The sequence below is a fragment of the Streptococcus mitis genome, assembly GCF_047464965.1.
Classification (GTDB): Bacteria; Bacillota; Bacilli; order Lactobacillales; family Streptococcaceae; genus Streptococcus; species Streptococcus mitis_DU.
Genome location: NZ_JASHAT010000007.1, coordinates 73442 through 92642 on the forward strand (window position 1 = coordinate 73442; position 19201 = coordinate 92642).

Below are 19201 nucleotides of genomic sequence, written 5' to 3' on the forward strand. Positions count from 1 at the left end.
GCCTATGTCATTACTAGCATTTGAAAATGTATCCAAATCTTATGGAGCAACCCCAGCCCTTGAAAATGTTTCCCTTGACATCCCAGCTGGAAAAATTGTTGGTCTCCTTGGACCAAACGGCTCAGGAAAAACAACCCTGATCAAACTAATCAATGGCCTCTTGCAACCAGATCAAGGACGCGTCCTCATCAACGACATGGACCCAAACCCAGCAACCAAAGCTATCGTAGCTTATTTGCCGGATACAACCTATCTCAATGAACAAATGAAGGTCAAAGAAGCCCTAACCTACTTCAAGACCTTCTATAAAGATTTCAATCTTGAACGCGCCCATCATCTACTTGCAGACCTAGGAATTGATGAAAATAGTCGTCTCAAGAAACTATCAAAAGGAAACAAGGAAAAGGTACAACTGATTTTGGTTATGAGTCGTGATGCCCGCCTCTACGTTTTGGACGAACCAATTGGCGGGGTGGACCCAGCAGCCCGTGATTATATCCTCAATACCATTATCAATAACTACTCCCCAACTTCTACCGTTTTGATTTCTACCCACTTGATTTCTGATATCGAGCCAATCTTGGATGAAATTGTCTTCCTCAAAGACGGAAAAGTTGTCCGTCAAGGAAATGTCGATGATATTCGCTATGAGTCAGGTGAATCCATTGACCAACTCTTCCGTCAGGAATTTAAGGCCTAAGCAAAGGAGATTATTATGTTTTGGAATTTAGTTCGCTACGAATTTAAAAATGTTAACAAGTGGTATTTAGCCCTTTACGCTGCCGTGCTAGTTCTTTCCGTTCCCATAGGAATGCAAGGACACTACTATTCTTATGTATCTTTCAAAGATAGCCAACCTGTCTTACTTTTCTTTCTGGCTCTCGTCTTTGGTGGATTGATGATTACACTTGGGATTTCAACCATTTTCTTGATTATTAAACGATTCAAAGGTAGTGTCTATGACCGACAAGGCTATCTGACCTTGACCTTGCCAGTTTCTGAACACCATATCATCACAGCCAAATTAGTTGGAGCCTTCATTTGGTCTATCCTTAGCTCCACTGTACTAGCTCTAAGCGCTTTTATTATTGTTACCATAACGGTTCCAGAATGGATATCAAATTCTGAGTTGATTCCACTTGTAGGAACATTCCTTCCTCAACTCTCTCTTATAGGGGTATCCTTCCTACTAAATACCATCTCAGGAATCCTCTGCATCTACTTGGCTATTTCCATCGGACAACTGTTCAATGAATACCGTACCGCACTAGCCATTGTAGCTTATATCGGTATCCAAATCGTCATTGGATTTGTAGAAGTCTTCTTCAATACCAGTGCGAACTTCTATGTCAATTCACTTGCAGGATTTAATGATAATTTCTATATGGGAGCAAGTACGAGTATTATTGAAGAACTCATATTCATAGCTATATTTTACCTCGGAACCTACTACATCTTGAGAAACAAGGTTAATTTGCAATAGTTTTAAAGTCTAGCGACAATAACTCGCTAGACTTTTTTCGTTCTCAGGACTTACATTTTTAATATGAAGTATTTAATAAAAAAGAGTATAATAACTTTAAAATTGATTACATGTATATCGATAAGGAGGGCAACTCTTTATGCTGAAAAGATTTGTTACTAAGAAGCACCTCATACTTTACTTCTTTTCTATTGCCATTACTTGGCTGGAAGCAATTATCACACCAGCCCTTGTTCAAAATATTGTTGCTAGTTTTACCAATCAAGAACTAGGCCTTCTTTGGAAAGTTTTGATTTTAGGAATCCTTGGTAATCTCATCCTCTTACTGGGTTTGGCTGGGAAACGTTATTACTACGCTCGTTTGATTACTGACTTCAAATATGGAATCAAGAGTGCTATTTTCAAGCGATTTTTAAACAGTTATGAGATTGATGAAAAAGATATCTTGTCCGACCTAGAAAACGACGTCAAGCAACTAGAAGAAAACTATATTGAGCCAACGATCATCATCATTTCTTCTCTGGGCTTTACCACTGTGTCCATTCTCTATGCCCTATGGACCAATTTTTACCTGGGCTTGATTTTCATCCTCTTCTACTCCTTTCCTGTACTCTGCAGTGCTATCGGATCAAAGCGTTTGGATTCACTTTCTGAAAAGCGGTCCACTGTTAACCAGAGCTACTTAGCAAGCTTGACAAATTTTATTGGTGGTAGCCAACAAATTCGCCATTATCAGGGGCAAGACTACTTTTTTGCTCGCTATCAAAAGCAATTACAAACCAGTCTAGATACCGAAATTAACTATGAAAAGCAACGAACTTTAAACAGTCTCTTGATCAATAGCATCGATGCCTTTTGTTCTGTCACACCAATCGTCATCGGTGGCTTTATGACCTACTATAATTATTTAGATGCGGCGAGTTTTGTGGCCATCTATCTAGTTTCCCATAATATCGGCTATCAATTCCAAGAGTTGGCTTACTTTACCAACACCCGAAAAGCTACTCGAACTCTTCTCAACAAATACCAAGAACTTTTGGGCCAGTCTGACTCCACCTCTCCTAGAAGCATAGAAAATATTTTCCCTATCCAACTTAACACCATCTCCCTTGAAAAAGATGGGAATATCCTCTTATCTCCGATTTCCATACACATCAAGCAAGGAGAAAAAATCGCCATTATCGGGGAAAGTGGCTCTGGTAAAACAACCCTGCTCAATATCATTCATGGAAAAGAGACATCAACAAGTGGACAGATTAGCTTTGCTGGTCAAAACCTGTCACGTAAAGAAATCACAAGCTTTAGTTCCTATATCCTCCAAGATAGCCATTACTTTGACACGCTATCTCTGGACGACAATATCCTTCTAGGACTAGATAAAAATCCAGAGACTTTAAATCATATCCTCAAAAAAACAGGATTAGAACATTTGAAAAATCGAACGCTCAGCAATGATAGTCTGTCTGGTGGCGAGAAACAACGCCTCGAAATCGCTCGAGCCCTCTACCATGATAGCCAACTCATCTTAGCAGATGAGATTAAGGCCAATCTTGACTCGGAAAATAGCAGAAAAATTAGCGACTTGCTCTTCTCCCTACCTCAAACAGTCATTGAAGTCATTCACCACTACACGGAAGAAGACTTAAAACACTATGACCAAGTCATTCACTTAAGTAAAGAAAAGTAATAGTCTATAACATACGATTTTAAAAAGCAAGGAACCCGAATTCCTTGCTTTTTAACTCAATATCAAACTGGCTACGATAGGGCTAACAAAGACATAGAGAATACCGGTAACACCGATAGCCAAACCACCCATAGCTCCTGCTACAGAGCCATATCGAAAGGCTGTGCCTGTTCCAACTGCGTGGCCTGTTCCTCCAAGAGAAAGACCAACAGCTACTGGGTCGTCAATTTTCAACCACTTCAAAAGGGTTGGGCCGATGACACTGGTTAAAATACCAGTTGCGACTACAACGACCAAGGTCACAGTCGTCAAGCCTTGCAATTTTTCTGTGATTCCCACTGCCATGGCGGTTGTTACAGACTTGGGAAAGAGAGAAATGGCTAAGAAAAAGTCCATGCCAAAGATTTTAGCCACAAGGGCTGTGAAAGAGGTATTGACCACTACCGCTAACAAACTACCAAAGAGAATACTCCGAGCATGGTGCTTCATCAAATGAAAACTCTTATAAAGCGGAATCCCTAGAGCCACAGTCGATGGGACAATCAAGTTGTTCAAATAAACCCCACCTTGGTAGTAATCTTGGTAAGAAATACCCGTCACCTTTAGAAAGATGATAATGAAAACAGCTGACAAAAGCAAGGGCGTTGTCAATGGATGGGGAAAACGTCTGTAAATCAACATCCCCACTAGATAGGCTAAGATAGACAGGGCAAGCCCAAACAGGGGATTGGAAACAAATTCACTCATTTGGAATCTCCTTTCTCATAATCTCCCTCAAACCGTCTCTTGATAAACTGAACTACCAAGGCTATGAGGATAATATTGATGACTGCTGCAAAAAAGACAATCAAAACAATTGGCAAAAGATAGGGAGCAATCACATCAAACTTCTCCATGATTCCCACTGCTGGTGGCAAAAAGAGAATGGTCATATTGGCCAGCAAGAAGTTCCCTACCATGTTGACATGTCTGGTTCTCAGCCACTTGAATTGTAGGGCGATAAAGAGAATAATCAAACCGATAATACTGCCTGGGATGGGCAAATGAAAGAAACTGGAAATCCCCTCTCCGATTAGAGAAATCACAAAGAGAATCATTAATTGAACATATAATTTCATCCTAAACTCCACGAAATAGACTTCTTGCATACCAGTTTACTCTTTTTTCAGAAAATTTCAAGGAAATGCACAAGAGTTGATGAAAGTTTGAGAAGAAAGGGGATACAAACAATTCTTGACTTGTGAAAACAGGCATGATTTAGGATAAAATATTCCAGCGTCCTTCTTGCCAGCTCTTTTGAAAAGTAGTATAATTATTGCATGCGCAATCATCTTGTGATGCAGAGACTGTCCGTGAATGGACATTCTTCTATGTTATAACTCTAAAAAGAAAGGAGAGACTATGACCTATTTGGAAAAATGGTTTGACTTCAATTGGCGTCAGAAAGAAATTGAAAGTCTCTTAGAAGAGACTATTGCCCAGCAGAGCGAGCAAAGTCTGACCTTGAAAGAGTTCTACCTGCTCTACTATCTGGACTTGGCTCAAGAAAAATCTCTACGCCAGATTGACCTGCCAGATAAACTTCATCTGAGCCCGAGCGCTGTTTCTCGGATGGTGGCTCGCTTGGAAGCCAAAAATTGCGGTCTACTTAGTCGCAGGTGTTGTGTTCAAGATAGACGCTCTAGCTTTATCTGCCTGACAAGTGATGGGCAAAAGACACTGGCCTCTCTACAAAAGGCTGTCGAAGCAAGCTTGGAAACTGGTTTAGATTTCTTGATTTAAGATGATTTTAGAAAAAAGTTGCGTGCGCAATCATTTTTCTTGACATTCTCTTTTACAAGGAGTAAAATAAAGTCATCATTAAACAAAGGAGTTTTTAAAATGATTGAAATTACCTATCTAGATGCCAGCAAGAACGAAAGAACTGTAACTTTCGAATCTTATGAAGACTTTGATCGTTCACAACAAGCTTGCCTTATCGGCGTCGCAGACTACTACCCTGTCCAAAAATTAACTTACAACGGTCATGATTTGGACTACCATGGGACTTATGGAGATATCTTCTTCTATCTCAAGAAACAAGATTTAAGCCAATATAACTAAAAAAGGAGAAATACAATGGCAAAAGCAATTACAGATGCAACATTCGAACAAGAAACAAAAGACGGTTTGGTCTTGGTAGACTTCTGGGCAACTTGGTGTGGTCCATGTCGTATGCAAGGTCCAATCTTGGACAAATTGTCTGAAGAACTTTCAGAAGATGTTTTGAAAATCGTTAAAATGGACGTTGATGAAAATCCAAACACAGCTCGTGCTTTTGGAATCATGTCTATCCCAACCCTTCTCTTCAAAAAAGACGGCCAAGTGGTGAAACAAGTTGCTGGTGTTCACACAGCAGAACAAATCAAGGCAATTGTTGCTGAATTGAGCTAATCAACTGAGAGACCAAGTACTTGCTTTGGTCTCTTTTTTCTTGTCCTTTGCCATTTTTCAAAAAATATGCTAGACTGTAAGTAGAATATTACGATGTTTGGGACATGCCATCGCTAAAAAAAACCTTGACTTGGTATTTTTTAGCTCCCTCAAGGGAGCTTTTTGCGTGCTCTGAACATTCCCCATTTTGGAAGGAGTACTATGAAACGTCAATCAGCCTTGGTCGTCTTTAGTGGCGGTCAAGATTCTACAACCTGCCTCTTTTGGGCTAAAGAACACTATGAAACGGTCGAAGCAGTTACCTTTGCCTACGGCCAACGTCATCATCTCGAAATTCAAGTTGCTAGAGAAATCGCCAAGGAACAGGGGATTCGTCATCACATCCTAGATATGTCTCTGCTGGGGCAAATCACTGAAAATGCCCTGACCTCTGATATGGAGATTGAGCAAAAAGAGGGAGAGGTTCCCAATACCTTCGTTGACGGTCGCAACCACCTCTTTCTATCCTTTGCGGCAGTCCTTGCTAAGCAACGAGGTATTAAAGATATCGTGACAGGTGTCTGCGAGACAGACTTCTCAGGCTACCCCGATTGTCGGGATGTCTTCGTCAAATCTCTTAATGTTACCCTCAACCTTGCTATGGATTACGACTTTGTTATCCAAACACCTCTCATGTGGCTAGACAAGGCTGAAACTTGGGAATTAGCCGACCAACTCGGTGCCTTTGACTATGTTCGTGAAAAGACCTTAACCTGCTACAACGGGATTATCGGAAGTGGCTGTGGAGATTGTCCCGCCTGCCACCTACGTCAACATGGGTTAGATGTTTATCTCTCACAGAAAGGAGAGGACTAATGTTTTTTGCACCCAAAGAAATCAAACAGGAAACTGGGGAGTCGCTTGTCTACAATCCTCACAGAACCTTGGTATCAAAAGAATTTACCTTTGATGCTGCCCACCACCTCTTTCACTATGAAGGAAAATGCAAGTCCCTGCACGGCCACACCTATCATCTGCAGATTGCTGTCAGTGGATTTTTAGATGAACGTGGTATGACCTACGATTTTGGAGACATCAAAGCGATCTACAAGAACTACTTAGAGCCCCACTTGGATCATCGCTATCTCAATGAAACCCTGCCTTATATGAACACGACTGCTGAAAATATGGTTTACTGGATTTTCCAAACCATGAATCAAGAGTTGCCCGACAAACGCGGTCTTCGTTTGGAATACGTTCGCCTCTATGAAACTCCGACTTCCTTTGCAGAGTTTAGACGGGAGTGGTTAGATGACTAGGGAACGTGTCCTCAAACTACCAGTTCTGGAAATTTTTGGCCCTACCTTTCAAGGTGAAGGCCGTGCTATTGGGCAGAAAACAATGTTTGTCCGCACTGCTGGTTGCGACTACCACTGCGACTGGTGCGACTCTGCCTTTACTTGGGATGGTTCTGAAAAACCAACTCGCATGACAGCTGACGAAGTCATTGCTGCCTTGGATAAACTAGGGAACTACGACTATGTAACCCTGTCTGGCGGAAATCCCGCTATCCTAGCAGCCAACATGGCTGAACTGGTCACTAAGCTCAAGGAACGTGGTGTCACCCTTGCTGTTGAGACCCAAGGCTCTCGCTGGCAAAATTGGTTAAAAGATATCGACCAGGTCACCCTGAGTCCCAAACCTCCTTCATCTAAGATGGAAGTCAACTTTGAGACCTTGGACTTTATCGTTTCCCAACTAGATCCAGACAAGGTCACCTTTAAAATCCCTGTCTTTGATGATGCTGATTTGGCCTTTGCTAAAGGGATTCAAGAACGCTACCAACCAGATGTTCTCTTCTTATCTGCAGGAAATCCTGAGCCCAAGGCCACAGGAAATATTGTCCAAGACCAACTGGACCGCCTCAAAGAACTCTGGGAACGCGTCGCTGCTGACGATAGCTGGGGCAATGTCCGTGTCCTTCCTCAACTCCATACCCTCCTCTACGACAACCAACGTGGTGTTTAAATTAGAAAGAAAAAATCATGTCACAACAAGAAGAAATGAAAAACCTAAGCCTCCTCGGCAACAAAGAAACCAACTACATTTTTGACTATCAACCCGAAGTCCTCGAGTCTTTTGACAATCGTCATGTGGAAAATGACTATTTCATCAAATTCAACTGTCCTGAATTTACCTCCCTGTGCCCAATCACTGCTCAACCAGACTTTGCGACCATTTATATTTCCTACATTCCTGACAAGCTCTGCGTCGAGTCAAAATCCCTCAAACTCTACCTTTTTAGTTATAGAAATCATGGCGATTTCCACGAAAACTGTATCAACACCATCGGGAAAGACTTGGTCAATTTGCTAGACCCTCGCTATTTAGAGGTTTGGGGAAAATTCACTCCGCGTGGTGGAATTTCAATCGACCCCTACTACAACTACGGCAAGCCTGGAACCAAGTATGAAGGCCTGGCAGAACAACGCCTCTTCCAACACGATCTTTATCCAGAGAAAATTGACAACCGTTAATACTCTTCGAAAATCTCTTCAAACTTCGTCAACGTCGCCTTGCCGTAGGTATGGTTACTGACTTCGTCAGTTCTATCCACAACCTCAAAGTAATATATTGAGCAACCTGCGGATAGTTTATTAGTTTGCTCTTTGATTTTCATTAAGTATAAATACGAAAAAGCCCTGTTCCTCAAACTGAGGAGCAAGGCTTTTTTAGTTTCAATTATTCTTCTGTTCCAAGGAAATTTTTAGCAACAAGTGCTGCAAGAACTCCACCAACGATTGGGGCAAGGATGAAAATCCATACTTGTTGAAGGGCTGCGCCACCTACCAATACAGCAGGAGCCAGGCTACGAGCTGGGTTAACTGAAAGTCCAGTGATGTTCAATCCCACAAGGATCATGGCCATCAAGGACAAACCGATTACCAAACCAGCAATCGCGCCATTTCCCTTGCTTTCTGAAGTCACGGTCATAATAACCAAGACAAACAAGAAGGTTGCAATCACTTCAAACAAGAAACCACCAAAGACAGTAACCCCGTTTGCCAAGGCATTTTCACCAAGACTAGCAGTTGACATACCTGCGTTCGACAAGAGGAAGAAGACCGCGCCAGAAGCGATGAAGGCTCCAACTACTTGTCCAAGGATGTAGTTTACAAGTTCTGAAGATGACAAACGTTTGTTTACAAACATAGCAATCGAAACCGCTGGGTTCAAGTGAGCACCTGAAACAGTTCCGATTGAGTAAGCAGCAACCACGATGGCCAAACCGAAGGCAAAGGCGATTCCAAGGTGACCAAGGCCATCAAGACCATTTCCAAAAACAACAGCTCCTGTTCCAATGAACACAAGCATGAAAGTACCGATTAATTCAGCAACAAATTTTTTCATTTTCTTTCTCCTTTTTTCAAAAACTAGATACTAGTCTATCAAAAGAGGGAAAGGGTTTCAAGAAAATTGATTGGAAATTTCAGGTTAAAATTCTGTAAAAACGGTAGTGTTTATTTGAAACATTTTTTTCAAAGGTGTATACTAATAGCGTAGTTTTGATAGGGGTTACAAAACTCATTATAAAAGCTCATTTGTAAACCTTTGCTGTTCTTTTATGAACGTTTGAATGGTATCGTGAATACCAAGGAGGAATCATATGTCTAAAGTTGCTATTGTCACAGGTGCAGGTCAAGGAATCGGTTTTGCAATTGCGAAACGATTGGTTCAAGATGGCTTTAAGGTAGGAGTCTTAGACTACAATCCCGAAACAGCTGAAAAGGCTGTTGCCGAATTATCAGCTGAAAATGCCTTTGCTGTCGTAGCTGATGTTTCGAAACAGGCAGAAGTTGCCCAAGCATTTCAACAGGTTGTTGACCATTTTGGTGATTTGAATGTTGTCGTAAATAACGCTGGAGTTGCTCCAACTACTCCTCTTGATACAATTACTGAGGAACAATTTACACGTACCTTCGGTATCAACGTTGGTGGTGTCATTTGGGGGTCACAAGCTGCACAAGCGCAATTTAAAGCACTTGGCCACGGAGGTAAAATTATCAACGCAACTTCTCAAGCTGGTGTAGTCGGTAATCCAAATCTAACTGTTTATGGTGGAACCAAATTTGCTGTTCGCGGAATTACGCAAACATTAGCCCGTGATTTAGCAGACTCAGGAATCACTGTTAACGCCTACGCACCAGGTATTGTGAAAACACCAATGATGTACGACATCGCTCATGAAGTTGGTAAAAATGCAGGAAAAGATGACGAGTGGGGTATGCAGACATTTGCAAAAGATATTACTCTAAAACGTCTATCTGAACCAGAAGATGTGGCTGCAGCCGTCAGCTTCCTTGCAGGACCAGATTCAAACTACATTACAGGACAAACCATTATCGTTGATGGTGGTATGCAATTCCATTAAGATACACAAAAAGAGGTTGGAAAATGATTCAACCTCTTTTATTAGTTCTCATTATTAGTTAGGAGGATACAATAGAAACTCTTTCAATAAATAATATTAGCTTATCCTTAGTATTGAAAAGACTGGATGGCTTCTTTCAAGTCATCTTGTAAACTATTTCTCTGGTCAAGTTGGACATAGACTTCCAACAGACAGGATCTGAAGTTGGAAAATTTATAAAAATCTTCCCTTTCTTCTATCGGAAAGTCAACAGCTTTTATCCAAGAAGCTACTTGCTCTTGCTCCAACTTCCCTTGTAAAATAGGTTCATAAAGTACTCTGGCTAAACGCCAATCCTCATCATCTGTAAAACGAATGGAAATTCTTTTAAATAGTTAGCCAAGTATCTCAAATACTTCATGAATTCTGTTTTTAGGAAAGTCTGGATGACAAACCACCTCTGTCAGTAAATCGGCTCCATGTGCAAAAGCATGAACCCAACCATACTGACTTGAAAAACCTGTTGTATCCTTTTCTTTTGAAAGATAGTACAACCCTTGATTTAAAAGGACATTACGAATTTCTGCTTTTAATCCCTGATAAAAAATCGATTGCTGGTTGGCATCTGCAGACAAGAGATTTGCATAAATAAGCGCCCTAAAAGAACGTTCAAGGGTTGACAGGCCTACCTTATCAATCTCTTTATCTAACCCTCCATCAGATGAAATCCCTTCAGCAATGAAATGAAATTGTTCCTGTGTAAATAGCTCTTCCTGAATCCCTCTAGCAAAGCTTGTAAAAACAAGGTCATCGCGAATTTCTGGAGAAGAATCTCCCAAATGATCAAGCAACCATTGGATTTCCTCCTGATGATAACTTGGTTTTTCTTCTGCTATTTTTCTAAGTAACTCTTGATACATGGGCAATAACTCTACACTTCTAACAACTGTTCAAAAAGCCGTCCTTAAATGACTTAATATTGAATTCTCAATTAAATACAATCTGATAAAAAATGAAGTAAATAACTATCAATACCAACTTACCGCAAGTTCAATTTTAACATCATGACCTTCAACGGCGTGTTTGAAAATAGCTACAGCCAAGCCAATTATAATGACGCTTAACAAACCCATAAACATCATTCTAGAACAATCTTTCTATCCCCCTACTCTCCCAACTGGGCACTGTAGGCAATAATCTGGTCAACTGTGTCTGACAAGAACTGAATGGTATCACGGAGTGGTTTGTCTGTTGAGATATCCGCTCCGATAATCATGGCTGACTCAAGCGGTGTCTTGCTGCCACCTGATTTGAGGAGGTTGAGCCAGTCTTCGGCTCCAGTTTCTGAATTTTTCAGATGGAGGTAACCCGCAGTCGAGATAACAAGACCAGCAGAGTAAGTGTAGCTATACAAGCCCATGTAGTAGTGAGCTTGGCGCATCCAAGTCAGAGCCGCATCGTCGTCAATTTCAATGGCACCTCCCCAGAAGTCTGTCAAGACTTCCTTCATAATGCTATTAAGCTTGCTTGCTCCAAATGTTTCTCCCTCTTCAATCAGTGTATAAACCTTGCGCTGGAAGGCTGCTTCCAAGAGGTGGGTAATGAAATTATGGAAGTAGGTATCTGTCAAGCGGTGGGCAAGAGCGAAGCGTTTTTGACGCGGATCGTCAGACTGGTGTTCCAAGTAATCACTTAAAAGCAATTCATTGAAGGTTGACGGCGCTTCGACATAGTAAGTAGACATGTGGGCGTTGAAGTAACTTTGGTGATTGTCTGAAAAGATGAATTGACCAGAATGCCCAATTTCATGAATCAGGGTATAGACATCGCTCAAACGACCTGTCCAACTCATGAGGACATAAGGGTGCACGCGATATGGATCCGCCGCATAACCACCAGAATCCTTACCACTATTGGCAGCAAAGTCCACCCAGCGCTCTTCTTGATAGCGAGCAACTTCCTGACAATATTCTTGCCCCAAAGGCTCTACCGACTTCATGACCAAATCATAGGCGTCGTCAATAGTCACTTCAGGATTCAAGGCGCTGTCCAAGTCCAATTTCCAGTCTGCAAAGGTCATCTTTTCAAGACCATTGACCTTGGCAACATGCTTGAGGTATCTCTGGGCAACTGGCGCAAAATCTTTCATAATCAGGTCAATTTGGCGGTCAAACATGGCACGGTCCACTTCTTGTTCAGCTAGAAGATAATCAAAGACTGAGTCGTAGCCCTTCATATCTGCCAATAGTTTTTCAGACTTAACTTGTGCTAAATAGGCCGCAGCAGCCGTATTTTGGTGCTTACGAAGTCCTTCTGAGAAGGAACGGAAGGATTTCTCACGAACTTCAGCATCCTCGTGATTTTGGTAGAAATTTTCATAGGTCACAAAGCTGTTTTTGTAGGTCTTGCCATGAGCTTCAAAGTCAGCCATTTCAAAATCCCCAGCTCGCATCTTAGTGTAAATATCCTGCGGACTGTAGAAAACTTCACCGAGATTGGTCAAGGCCTTCTCCACATCAGCCCCTAGATAGTGGGCTTTTTTGATTTTTGCCTGACGAATGGTAGCTGTTAAATGTGGCAATTTACCCAAACGGTCCAAGACTTCCTCATCAGCTTCCACCAAGGCATCGTCAAAGAAGGTCAAGGCTACGCTAGCATCTGTTTCAAATTCCATCCCAGCTTGGGCAATGTTGGCAAATTCGTCATTGCTATAGTCTGTCGTCTGAGGCATAAAGCCATAGTTACCAATATGGCTCATCTGAATGTAGATTTGTTCCAATTCCGCAAAGGCCTTCTCGAAATCTTCAAAAGTGTGAAGATTGCCCTTGTAGTCACGGCTAAACTGGTTGATGTCTTCACGAGCCTTCTCGATTGCACGCAAGAAATCCTCACGGTCTTGGTATAGGGCTGTTAAATCCCAAAGTTCCTTCTCTGGAAATTCTGAACGGTGTTTTTGTTCCATTTTCTTCCTCTTATTTCTCTAATTCTAATAAAACACTAAGGGCTGATAAGGCGTAAAGCGGTGCTGTTTCTGCTCGCAAAATACGAGGACCAAGACCTGCCAAGACTGCTCCCTTAGCTTCAAAACTTTCGATTTCTGCAGGTGACAGACCACCTTCTGGACCAAAGATAAAGAGCAATTTGGCTCCCTTCTCGAGTCCATTAACTGCTTGTAAAAGCGCAGCGGCTTCTCCTTCTTTGGCCGACTCTTCATAAGCCACTACGATAGAGTCAAATTGGTCCAGTTGAGCTAGAAAGTCTGATTTTTTCTCGAAAAGTGTGACACTTGGTACTAGATTACGCTTGCTTTGTTCTGCTGCTCCAAGGGCAATTTTTTCTAGTTTTTCAATCTTTTTACCCAATTTCTTGCCATCCCATTTGGCGACCGACCAATCGGCAGGGAAGGACCAAATCTGGCTGGCGCCCAGTTCAGTTACTTTTTGAGTGATAAACTCGAGCTTGTCGCCCTTGGGAAAGCCAGATGCGATGGTCACCTGGATTGGTAATTCCACGTTGTCAGCTAACTTTTCAACCAACTCAAACTGACGATTTTCAACATCCAAGACGCGCGCCAAACGCTTGATACCATCATCAAAGACTAAGGTCACCTCATCATCTTCTTTCAAGCGCATAACCTGAAACATATGCTTGCTGGTTTCCTTGTCCTCGATGGTGACAGGAGAGACTGCACTCCCCTTGACAAAATACTGCTGCATGCTAGCCTCCAATCACACCGGAAATATCCTTGGTTTTCTTAAAGACACAGGCATTCCATTCCCCTTGAACCATGTGAGTTTCGAGGAAAAATCCAGCTGACTCAGCCGACTCGCGCACCATGTCCCACTTGTCCTTGATAATGCCACTCATGATGAGGTAGCCTTCATCCTTGACCAAGCGGTAAGCATCATCCGTCAAATGAATAAGGATATCCGCCAAGATATTAGCCACAATCACATCTGCCTCAATCTCAACTCCCTTAAGCAAGTCTCCTGCTGCTACATGAATGTTTTCCATACCAGGGTTGAGCTCAATATTTTCCTGAGCAACACGAACTGCCACATCATCCAGGTCGTAGGCAAAGATTTCCTTGGCACCAAGTAGCGAGCTGGCAATAGAGAGAACCCCTGAACCAGTACCCACATCTAGCACTGTTTCCCCACCACGAAGAACCTGCTCCAAGGCAAAGAGGCTCATCTTAGTGGTTGGATGGGTCCCCGTACCAAAAGCCATACCTGGATCCAGCTTGATAATCTTTTCCCCAGCAGTCGCCTCATAGTCCGTCCAAGACGGCACGATGGTCAAATCATGAGTGATACGAGCTGGTTCATAGTATTTCTTCCAGTTGTCTGCCCAGTCTTCCTCAGCCAAGGCAGTCGTCCCCATCTTGACCTCTCCCAAGTCCATAAAATCAGTTAGTTCCGCGAGACGGGCCTGCAAGTCTGCCTCAACCGTTGCTATATCAACTGTATCAGGGTAGTAGGCTGTCACTACGATTTCTTCTTGCTGCTCAACCTCTGGGAAAATCTCTCCGAAGCGGTCAACATTTCCCATATAGTCCATACTGTCTTCGATTGCGACTCCTTGAGCTCCCAGCTCAATCAAGAGGTTGGAAACCAACTCCTCCCCCTCACGCTTAACCGTTACTTTTAACTCTTGCCATGTTTCCATTTAATTTTTCCTTATCAATCTATTAATTCTTCCAATTCTTTTAAAGTTCTTCCATCCTGGTCTTTCCAATCAGTTCGACCGTTCGTTTGCATACCCAGCAAAAAAGCCGCTGCATAAGAAGGGCTAGAAAAGAGTTGTTTTTCTTTTAACACTCCATCTTGAATGACCCGAGAAGCTATTAAATTCTGACGCATTTCTTTTAAACTTGCTGGAAGGTATGGAGAATCCTTTATTTCTACTTGACTTCCTTCTAAAACAACAAAACCTTCAGTTGTCCGTTCACAAGTTGCTTCTATTACTTTGTTAGATTTCTTAGTTTTACGCTTTAAATAAAGATAAGTTGAATGATTATCAGTCAGATCTTGACTAACTTTCTTTGTCATTGGAACAAAAACACGATAACCTAAAGTTCCAATAATCATTAGCGTATTTTCAACAATTTCATCCAGTTCAGATTCCTTTTCCTCAGTTACATTACCAGGATTTGGATCATTCCCATTTTTCACAATGTAGCGACCAGCTTCTTTAGCAAGTTGAGTAAATTTATTTTCCAAATAGCTAATTTCTGTTGGACCGAAAGAATTATTTTGAGTTGTTAGAATGATGACATCATTAAAATAATCTGCATGACTATCACGGGTATGCTCTTGAATTCGCAACAATACCCCTTCACCATTTTTCCGAGTTGTCGCCTGACCAATATAGGTCACATCTTTCTGTTTATCTTCATCTCGACCAAATAAGAAATAAATACCACTTTGTTTCATTTCATCACGCGACTTTAAATCTCCCAACTGAATACGAGGTATTTTGTAAATCACTCCCGTCCAATTTGACAAAGTACATTTGATTTTTCCAGTCACTTCACCATCCATGAGAAACATATTGATATTTTTGCTACGCTTCGCCATTTATCAAACTTCCTCCATATAATCTCTCACTCTATCCTGCAACTGAGGGACAACTTGACTGGAACTAAGAAATTCCTCGACATTCATGAGCTGATAGCTCTGTCCTTCATCTCCAAAGGTGATACTGTCAAACTGATCCTGTGTCAACTGGCCGACTAAAAATACAGATTGTTTATCCGCAAAAAGCATACTTGGATAAACCTTACTCCAAAGCAGATAATCCTCAGTCAGATGAATTCCCAGTTCTTCATAAACTTCACGCGCCACGCACTCAAAAGGACTTTCATCCCCCTCTCGTCCCCCACCGGGCAGTTCCCACATATTGGGCCAGGGAATGCTTGCCTTATCATCGCGTAAGATAGTCAAAAGCTTATCCCCACAAAACAAAGCAATCTTACAGCCTGTGAAATCAGAAATCTCTATTTCCATATTAGACTCCTTCGGTTAATTCCTTTTCCAGCTCGGCTAACCAGTTTTCATAATAGCTTTTCTCATCCCGTAACATCCGGCTGCTATTCATTTTCTGTCTAGCAAGCTTCATAGCCTTGTGAGTTTGAACTACATCTTTCTTTACTTTAAATTGATACCAAGCTTGAATGACCTGCATATCTGCTGTTTTTATAGATAAAAAGGATTTGACCCCTCGAATACTTGCATATTCTTCCGCATTCTTATTATCTCCTTCCATCAGAGCAACTTGAAGAAGGTATAATTGAGAACTAGTTTTAGACATTGGATTATCTGTTTTCTCTAACACAGACTGAAACTGTTGCTTTGCAAGCTCTATATTATCATCCAATATGAATACCAATCCCTGAAGAGTCCGAACACTTTCTGCAAAACTTCCTCTCACATCCTCATCAACAGACATGATAAAGTCTTTTAAATCATATTCTTGAGGAGCTAGCAAGGTCTGGGCAGAATGCCTCAACATTAGGTAGGCGTATTTGGTATTTTCAGGTTGTTGTAGCAATTCCCAAATTTTCGCTCCATCGGTGATGCCGACTGGCAAAATGTTATTTAGGAAGAAAGACAAATTAAGAAAAATCCAAGTCCCTGCAAAATACCAGCTTCTTGTCAAAAATCCAAACACTATCGCCAATAATATCAAGCTGAGATGAACCATCAAGCCTCCTGAAAGCATCAGGATGATTCTTTGATCGCTTTCATCTTCTTTCAATCCAATATACTGAGCACCAACATTTTTTATAACTGCTGTTCGACTAAGATGAAGCCTTCCTGACTTTTTGGTTAAAAGAAAGTTCCCTAATCCAAAAGCCACCAGACGATAGCCTGTCAGATAACCACAAAATGCATGACCAAGCTCATGAAGAATCAAGATTACATACATGCTTAGAAAAGCAAAAGCATAACCAAAACTAAAAACTAATAATGCAGAATAGCCCAACTCTGCAAATGCGATGGTTCCACAAGCAAAAGCTAGCATAATAAAGACAACAGCTAGCACATAAACCAAATAAATCCCAATTTTCTTCATAAAATCTCCAACCAACTCCTAGTATCTCGGATAAGGGTAAAACTCTCCCTCTTCCAAGCCTACTTTTCCTTCTTCAAAGACTTCTTGATTCCATTCCATGACGAATTCCTCTGCTTCTGGGTCTTCCAAAAAGTCCATGAGGGCATCTAGTCCAACCTCGGCAGTATCTTTAAGGAATAGCGCAAAATAAGCTAAAAATTCGCGAGAAAATCCTTTTTTAGGCAAGTAAGGGATGACAGTCAAATAGTCTTCCTCATTGACTGTTGATTTGGCTGGATTGTAAAAAAGCACTGCTTCTTCAAAGAGAATGTCATCTGATGAAACATCTCCATCTTCACCCACCATCTCCACACCTGCAGCATTTTGCGCTTCCAACAGAAAACTCACTTCAACCGCGTGGTTGCGCTTGTCCCAACTAATCTCAAAGTCAAAGGGAAAATTCTTCTCCAACTCTTCCTCTAAAACATCTAAAAATCCATATGTTGCCATTTTGTCCTCTTTCTATGCGACTCTTTAATCGCCCCGATTACTCGGAAATGTGCTAAAATAGATACTACCATCTTACCACATATACATCAGAAAATCCACGTTAGAAAGGACTGCTATGCCAGACAATCTCGCGCTTCGCATGCGCCCTAAAACCATCGACCAGGTCATCGGCCAGGAGCATCTGGTCGGACAAGGAAAAATCATCCGTCGCATGGTGGAAGCCAACCGCCTGTCTTCCATGATTCTATATGGACCTCCGGGAATCGGCAAGACCAGTATTGCCTCTGCCATCGCAGGGACGACCAAGTATGCCTTTCGAACTTTCAATGCGACAGTTGATAGTAAAAAACGACTGCAAGAAATTGCGGAAGAGGCGAAATTCTCTGGTGGTCTCGTCCTATTACTAGACGAGATTCATAGACTAGATAAAACCAAGCAAGACTTCCTCTTGCCTCTCTTGGAAAGTGGTCTGATCATCATGATTGGCGCTACGACTGAAAATCCCTTCTTTTCTGTCACTCCTGCCATCCGTAGCCGAGTTCAAATTTTTGAGTTGGAACCTCTGTCTAACCAAGACGTCAAAGAGGCCCTGCAGATAGCTCTAAGTAACCCTGAGCGTGGTTTTGATTTCCCAGTAGAACTAGATGAGGATGCGCTGGATTTCATCGCAACTTCTACAAACGGAGACCTGCGTTCTGCCTTCAACTCACTGGACTTGGCTGTTCTTTCTACCCCTGAGAATGATGAGGGCATTCGCCATATTACTCTAGACATCATGGAAAATAGCCTGCAGCGAAGCTACATCACTATGGATAAGGATGGAGATGGCCACTACGATGTCCTCTCAGCCCTGCAAAAGTCTATCCGTGGCTCAGATGTTGATGCCAGTCTTCACTATGCTGCCCGCTTGATTGAGGCTGGTGATTTGCCAAGTCTCGCTCGTCGCTTGACTGTTATCGCCTATGAAGATATCGGCTTAGCCAATCCTGAGGCTCAGATTCACACCGTAACTGCTCTAGATGCTGCACAAAAGATTGGTTTTCCCGAAGCCCGCATTCTCATTGCCAATGTCGTGATTGATTTGGCCCTTTCTCCAAAATCCAACTCAGCCTATGTAGCTATGAATAAGGCTCTTGCCGACCTCAAAACATCAGGGCACTTGCCTATTCCGCGACACCTGCGTGATGGGCACTACAGTGGAAGCAAGGAACTGGGGAATGCCCAAGACTATCTCTATCCACACAACTATCCTGGAAATTGGGTCAAGCAAGACTATCTACCAGAAAAAATTCGTAATCATCACTATTTCCAAGCAGAAGATACTGGTAAATATGAACGGGCTTTGGCTCAAAGAAAGGAAGCTATCGACCGTTTGCGAAAAATCTGAAATCCTTTTCAAAAAATTGCACTTTCCTCTTGATTTTTTTTGAAAAAGTGGTATTATATAAACATAGAAACGCTGTGGTGTACGACTTCACACTTAAGTGTTGACCGACTATTTTTTGTATTATTAGGGAAACAAAAGTCTTCTAACAGCATGTAGGCCGTCTCACACGGAAACAGCTTCAGTTAGAGCGAGTTGCCCACCTGCTTAATTGCGCGGGTTCAATACAAACCGTGAAGTTTCGGCACCAATACAGCT

The 19201-nt window shown here is 42.0% G+C and carries 22 protein-coding genes and 1 pseudogene; 12 read left to right on the top strand and 11 right to left on the bottom strand.

Translation table 11 applies throughout. From position 1 onward, the window contains the following. The first annotated feature begins 4 nt into the window (after positions 1 to 4). The 3 genes from QM408_RS05960 (at position 5) to gggC (ending at position 3170) form a co-directional block, all read left to right on the top strand. The gene (locus QM408_RS05960) at positions 5 to 700 is read left to right on the top strand and encodes an ABC transporter ATP-binding protein (protein WP_371483535.1); all 696 of its coding nucleotides are present in this window, start codon (positions 5 to 7) and stop codon (positions 698 to 700) included. A gap of 15 nt (positions 701 to 715) precedes the next feature. After that, positions 716 to 1483: a hypothetical protein gene (locus QM408_RS05965; RefSeq protein WP_261102001.1), complete on the top strand. Its 768-nt coding sequence runs from the start codon at positions 716 to 718 to the stop codon at positions 1481 to 1483. A 139-nt stretch (positions 1484 to 1622) separates the two neighbouring features. Further along, entirely contained in the window at positions 1623 to 3170 is a 1548-nt protein-coding gene (gggC, locus tag QM408_RS05970; protein ID WP_049544582.1) for a streptosactin export ABC transporter GggC, read from the top strand. A 51-nt stretch (positions 3171 to 3221) separates the two neighbouring features. Here gggC and QM408_RS05975 read toward each other — a convergent pair whose 3' ends face one another. Both QM408_RS05975 and QM408_RS05980 read right to left on the bottom strand, forming a co-directional pair. After that, the gene (locus QM408_RS05975; protein ID WP_001288952.1) at positions 3222 to 3917 is read right to left on the bottom strand and encodes an LrgB family protein; all 696 of its coding nucleotides are present in this window, start codon (positions 3915 to 3917) and stop codon (positions 3222 to 3224) included. Beyond that, entirely contained in the window at positions 3914 to 4288 is a 375-nt protein-coding gene (locus QM408_RS05980) for a CidA/LrgA family protein (protein WP_261039209.1), read from the bottom strand. The genes QM408_RS05975 and QM408_RS05980 overlap by 4 nt, the downstream gene beginning before the upstream one ends. Before the next feature lie 283 nt (positions 4289 to 4571). Between QM408_RS05980 and QM408_RS05985 the strand changes: the two genes are divergently transcribed. From QM408_RS05985 to queF, 7 genes are all read left to right on the top strand, one after another. After that, the gene (locus QM408_RS05985; protein ID WP_049500882.1) at positions 4572 to 4952 is read left to right on the top strand and encodes a MarR family winged helix-turn-helix transcriptional regulator; all 381 of its coding nucleotides are present in this window, start codon (positions 4572 to 4574) and stop codon (positions 4950 to 4952) included. Positions 4953 to 5051: 99 nt separating this feature from the next. Further along, entirely contained in the window at positions 5052 to 5273 is a 222-nt protein-coding gene (locus QM408_RS05990) for a DUF4649 family protein (protein ID WP_000570255.1), read from the top strand. Positions 5274 to 5288: 15 nt separating this feature from the next. Next, a complete protein-coding gene (trxA, locus tag QM408_RS05995; protein ID WP_001029581.1) occupies positions 5289 to 5603 on the top strand; it encodes a thioredoxin in 315 nt (104 codons plus the stop codon). Positions 5604 to 5804: 201 nt separating this feature from the next. Continuing rightward, positions 5805 to 6458: a 7-cyano-7-deazaguanine synthase QueC gene (queC, locus tag QM408_RS06000; protein WP_049537147.1), complete on the top strand. Its 654-nt coding sequence runs from the start codon at positions 5805 to 5807 to the stop codon at positions 6456 to 6458. Next, on the top strand, positions 6458 to 6901 hold the full coding sequence (gene queD, locus QM408_RS06005) for a 6-carboxytetrahydropterin synthase QueD (protein ID WP_000464574.1): 444 nt from the start codon (positions 6458 to 6460) through the stop codon (positions 6899 to 6901). The genes queC and queD overlap by 1 nt, the downstream gene beginning before the upstream one ends. Next, positions 6894 to 7610, top strand: a complete 717-nt coding sequence (queE, locus tag QM408_RS06010) for a 7-carboxy-7-deazaguanine synthase QueE (RefSeq protein ID WP_000196453.1) — start codon at positions 6894 to 6896, stop codon at positions 7608 to 7610. Before queD ends, queE begins: the two co-directional genes overlap by 8 nt. A 17-nt stretch (positions 7611 to 7627) precedes the next feature. Then, on the top strand, positions 7628 to 8119 hold the full coding sequence (gene queF, locus QM408_RS06015) for a preQ(1) synthase (RefSeq protein WP_000082579.1): 492 nt from the start codon (positions 7628 to 7630) through the stop codon (positions 8117 to 8119). Positions 8120 to 8324: 205 nt separating this feature from the next. Here the strand turns inward: queF and QM408_RS06020 are convergent, their stop codons facing one another. After that, the gene (locus tag QM408_RS06020; protein ID WP_000714813.1) at positions 8325 to 8993 is read right to left on the bottom strand and encodes an MIP/aquaporin family protein; all 669 of its coding nucleotides are present in this window, start codon (positions 8991 to 8993) and stop codon (positions 8325 to 8327) included. 256 nt (positions 8994 to 9249) lie between these two features. Here QM408_RS06020 and QM408_RS06025 point away from each other — a divergent pair, with 256 nt between their 5' ends. Then, positions 9250 to 10014, top strand: a complete 765-nt coding sequence (locus tag QM408_RS06025; RefSeq protein WP_000048148.1) for a (S)-acetoin forming diacetyl reductase — start codon at positions 9250 to 9252, stop codon at positions 10012 to 10014. Between the two features lie 107 nt (positions 10015 to 10121). On the opposite strand, the pseudogene QM408_RS06030 reads toward QM408_RS06025, so the two are convergent. From QM408_RS06030 to QM408_RS06065, 8 genes and pseudogenes are all read right to left on the bottom strand, one after another. Then, positions 10122 to 10913, bottom strand: a pseudogene (locus tag QM408_RS06030) (DUF2785 domain-containing protein). A 245-nt stretch (positions 10914 to 11158) separates the two neighbouring features. Then, the gene (pepF, locus tag QM408_RS06035; protein ID WP_414373933.1) at positions 11159 to 12955 is read right to left on the bottom strand and encodes an oligoendopeptidase F; all 1797 of its coding nucleotides are present in this window, start codon (positions 12953 to 12955) and stop codon (positions 11159 to 11161) included. 10 nt (positions 12956 to 12965) lie between these two features. Beyond that, positions 12966 to 13709, bottom strand: a complete 744-nt coding sequence (locus tag QM408_RS06040) for a 16S rRNA (uracil(1498)-N(3))-methyltransferase (protein ID WP_004256076.1) — start codon at positions 13707 to 13709, stop codon at positions 12966 to 12968. Position 13710: 1 nt separating this feature from the next. After that, on the bottom strand, positions 13711 to 14661 hold the full coding sequence (gene prmA, locus QM408_RS06045; protein WP_000451129.1) for a 50S ribosomal protein L11 methyltransferase: 951 nt from the start codon (positions 14659 to 14661) through the stop codon (positions 13711 to 13713). A 14-nt stretch (positions 14662 to 14675) separates the two neighbouring features. Further along, positions 14676 to 15572 (bottom strand): GIY-YIG nuclease family protein, encoded by an 897-nt coding sequence (locus QM408_RS06050; protein ID WP_084861721.1) that lies wholly within the window; start codon positions 15570 to 15572, stop codon positions 14676 to 14678. Between the two features lie 3 nt (positions 15573 to 15575). Next, positions 15576 to 16001: an NUDIX hydrolase gene (locus QM408_RS06055; RefSeq protein WP_084861719.1), complete on the bottom strand. Its 426-nt coding sequence runs from the start codon at positions 15999 to 16001 to the stop codon at positions 15576 to 15578. Between the two features lies 1 nt (position 16002). Continuing rightward, positions 16003 to 17070 (bottom strand): M50 family metallopeptidase, encoded by a 1068-nt coding sequence (locus tag QM408_RS06060; protein ID WP_192856266.1) that lies wholly within the window; start codon positions 17068 to 17070, stop codon positions 16003 to 16005. A gap of 18 nt (positions 17071 to 17088) precedes the next feature. Continuing rightward, on the bottom strand, positions 17089 to 17559 hold the full coding sequence (locus tag QM408_RS06065; protein ID WP_261087014.1) for a DUF3013 family protein: 471 nt from the start codon (positions 17557 to 17559) through the stop codon (positions 17089 to 17091). Positions 17560 to 17674: 115 nt separating this feature from the next. Between QM408_RS06065 and QM408_RS06070 the strand changes: the two genes are divergently transcribed. Beyond that, positions 17675 to 18946 (top strand): replication-associated recombination protein A, encoded by a 1272-nt coding sequence (locus tag QM408_RS06070; protein WP_414373936.1) that lies wholly within the window; start codon positions 17675 to 17677, stop codon positions 18944 to 18946. The last annotated feature ends 255 nt before the right edge of the window (positions 18947 to 19201 follow it).